The 1,425-nt window shown below is 33.6% G+C and carries 2 pseudogenes; one reads left to right on the top strand and one right to left on the bottom strand.

Annotation, left to right across the window (positions count from 1 at the left end):
• Positions 1-159: pseudogene (locus tag ACFIO3_RS13105) on the top strand (30S ribosomal protein S12 methylthiotransferase RimO); the annotation flags it as partial.
• A 955-nt stretch (positions 160-1,114) separates the two neighbouring features.
• Here ACFIO3_RS13105 and ACFIO3_RS13100 read toward each other — a convergent pair.
• Positions 1,115-1,425, bottom strand: a pseudogene (locus tag ACFIO3_RS13100) (tRNA 2-thiocytidine(32) synthetase TtcA); the annotation flags it as partial.

Raw genomic sequence — 1,425 nt, 5'->3', positions numbered from 1 at the left:
AGTCAAGGAAAAGTTGCCAAAGGACGTAGTCAATACGATGCTCCAGAAATAGATGGTGTTGTCCATATATCATCACGGCGTCCACTGCGTGTTGGTGAATTTGTCACTGTTAAAATCGAACAATCGGATGCCTATGACCTTTATGGCATAGCCGTTTAACAATTGAACGCTTTCTAGTCTCTAAATGACGAAGATTCCTATCAAAGTCGATTTATAAAAAAGTGACTTCTCACAATGAGCCGTGTTCGAAGTGTGTAATGCACTTCATGAGAAATTACAGGAAATCCCTGCCCTGAATACTCGCTATACATTCTAAAAAGTAATATCAGATTTATATATTTTCTTAGTGCTCCACCCTAAATGATAGGGTTTTATAGCACAACAGGATAAAATAAAATCCCTAAAGATTGCCCCATATTTAATTAATAAAAGAATAAACTGATAATCATGCTATTTTCCCGTTTTCAAATTTCAACAGTCATTGGTTTATGAAAGAAGTTTTTTTTTCAATTGTGTTTTATACACACAAAAATACCACTTGTGATATGCAAGGAAATGTTTATGGATGTAATATAAGAGAATTTGAAATAAAATAATCTTATAGTTAAATTGCAAAACAATAAATTATCGTATTGTCTATGCTGCTGAGGAAGATATGGAAAAATTTTCTCAAGCAGTGCAATTTCCGATTATTATTTATAAAGCAATATATTGATTTATAATGATAATTCACAGTTTTGTATGTTGAATGATAGTCCAGAATATCGTAAGATTATTTCATTTTAGACCTGTTTATATTGAATCAATAAAAATCATTCGTTTGCACGTTACAAGCGGGATGAATGTGTGGACAAAAATTGTTAAAGAAAGGAGCTTTTATGAATCGTCTTAAGTGCTAAGGGCTGTCGCAACATCTACGAGCTGGTAAAATGAGTGATGGTGCCCAGCTTACTCCTTCATAAACGTAAAGATGGGAGTGCTTAATGGATTTTACAATAATATCCTTCATGGACGCCGTCGTGAAATGGTCTTGGGTGCTCTTTGAGAGATGTCTCTTTAAGGAAGCGCTTTATTTCAAAATCTTTAAACTTATTTTTAGAGCATCTAATTTTTATTAACACGCTTTAAAGTTAAAGAATTTCTTATCAAGCAAATGACTTGGACGTACATTTGTTAAAGCGCGAATCATCGTATCTTTACGTCCTGGCATTTGTCTTTCTATATTTTTCAGCATTTCTTTCATTGCATTACGTTGTAAACCATCTTGACTACCGCAAAGATTACAAGGAATAATCGGAAATTGCATTGCTTGAGAAAATTTTTCCATATCTTCTTCAGCAGCATAGATAAGAGGACGTAATACAAAAAGATCACCTTCATCATTTTTAAGTTTTCCAGGCATAGCGGCTAATCGACCACCATGAA

The sequence above is a fragment of the Bartonella sp. AD328YNZD genome (assembly GCF_042196425.1).
The sequence above is the reverse complement of the archived record's forward strand: the minus strand, read 5'-3'. Positions and strand labels throughout refer to the sequence as shown.